We start from the raw sequence: 1,731 nt of genomic DNA on the forward strand, positions 1-1,731 counted from the left end.
CCGCTGATGGAACCGGCCATTGATGGTGATATCGAAGGGGCGCATGGCGGTATCGGCCTGCGGCATACCGAGGTGCCGTTGGTGGTCTACCTGATCAACCCCAAAGATGGCGTCACTCCGGGCAGTGTTGCCTCACTGTTCTGGGGCAACCGTAATATTCCCGTGGCCTCTACGCCGATTCGCGAAGGCGAGCAAAACCTTGACCTGTTCCCGATGACTGTTCCCGCGCACCATATCGTCCCGTACTTGGTCGACGGTGTACGTGGCATGCTAAGGCGCAGCAGCGGCAATGAGTCATTCACCGAAGAAATCAAGTTACGGGTCAGCCTGACTCGCCCCGGTGGCGAAGACAAAGACAGTCTGCCCGGCCACCAGGGGCTGGCGTATGAGGTCCCACCGGAGGTTTTGCTGCATGGCGTCAACCAGCAGCAGGCACTGGCGGGTGTCAAGATCATCATTCGCTACTGGCTAAACATGCGCGCTTATGACCTGATCACTCTGGCCTGGGGCTCGCAAGTGGTTCAGCACCGGGTCCAACCCGGCGAAGTGGGCCGTGACATCACCTTGACCGTCGACTACGCCACTATCAGCGCCGCGGGCAATAACCGGCTTACGCGCGTGGCTTACCAGGTGCGGGACGCGGGCGGCAATCTGCCGGAGGAGCGGGCGCGCTGGTCGGCGGTGTCGTTGATTGATGTGCACCTCAATGAGGTGCGCCCCGAAGCGCCGTGGCTGCAGTTTCCAGACACCGGTACGAAAATCGACCTCGCGGAACTGGGCAGTTGGGATGTGGAAGTGGCCCTTTGGGTCCTCTCCCAAGAGGCTAGCGCCTATTCCCACGTGACGCTGATCTGGGCCGGTTTGGACAGTGAAGGCAATTCGATCCCTTATACGCACACCGAAGAACTCAGTAGAGCAGGCCTTTATACCTTTGAGGTTCCCAACGCGCTGGTGAGCGCGATTGCCGAAGGCAGCGCGAGTGTGCATGCCCTGTATCAGAATGGCGCGGTGCAACAGCCTTCCGAAAAACTCTATCTGGACGTCGTGGGGCAAGTCGTCAGGTGGCCGGCGCCGACGATAGACGAGGACCAGGGTGGCCATATCGAGCCGGATGTCGACGCGACCGTACGCTTCCCCCTTCAAGGGAGCTGGCCGAAGGACGGTTATATCGAAGTCATCTTCCGGGTCAGCAGCGCCGATAACACCATCGAACATCGCATCGGCCGCGAGGTCGACGATATTCCGCCCACGGCCGGTGGGGATTTGTTGTTTACGGTATACCCCCGACGAACTGCGGCGTTTCGACGGCCACCTGACCGACGTGTTTTACGCCCACACCCGGCCCGGCGGCCGCCCGCAGGAGTCCCTGCGGTTGCAGATCGTGGTGGGTCAGATCAAGCGTACGATGCCCAAGCCGATTGTCGACAAGGCGGTCAGCGGCCAGCTGAATCCGGATGATGTAGGCGCCTACGCCACCGTGTTTGCACCGTTTGGCGAAACACTGCGCGGCGACTGGATCCGCATGTACTGGCTTGGCCGGGGCGCCCGCACCGAAGTGCCAGTGCAAGTGGCCGTGAATGGCGCCACCACCACCCACGACATCGAAAAATACTACGTGGAGAACAACCTGGATGAGTCGGTGACGGTGTTCTACACGTTGACACGTAGTGATGAGGCGATGCCGCGGTATTCTGAGATCACCGAGGTGCTGATCAGCCGTGGCGTGGGCGA

2 protein-coding genes are annotated in these 1,731 nt (G+C 60.8%); both read left to right on the forward strand.

Features of this window, described 5'->3' with window-relative positions:
• Positions 1 to 1,458, forward strand: a 1,458-nt coding sequence (locus OC445_RS26865) for a hypothetical protein (RefSeq protein ID WP_262020452.1), incomplete at its 5' end; no start/stop codon positions are given.
• A partial coding sequence (locus tag OC445_RS26870; RefSeq protein ID WP_262020453.1) for a hypothetical protein occupies positions 1,406 to 1,731 on the forward strand: 326 nt, incomplete at its 3' end. The genes OC445_RS26865 and OC445_RS26870, both read left to right, overlap by 53 nt.

Source organism: Pseudomonas sp. Pse35 (genome assembly GCF_024519715.1).
GTDB classification, from domain to species: Bacteria; Pseudomonadota; Gammaproteobacteria; order Pseudomonadales; family Pseudomonadaceae; genus Aquipseudomonas; species Aquipseudomonas paracarnis.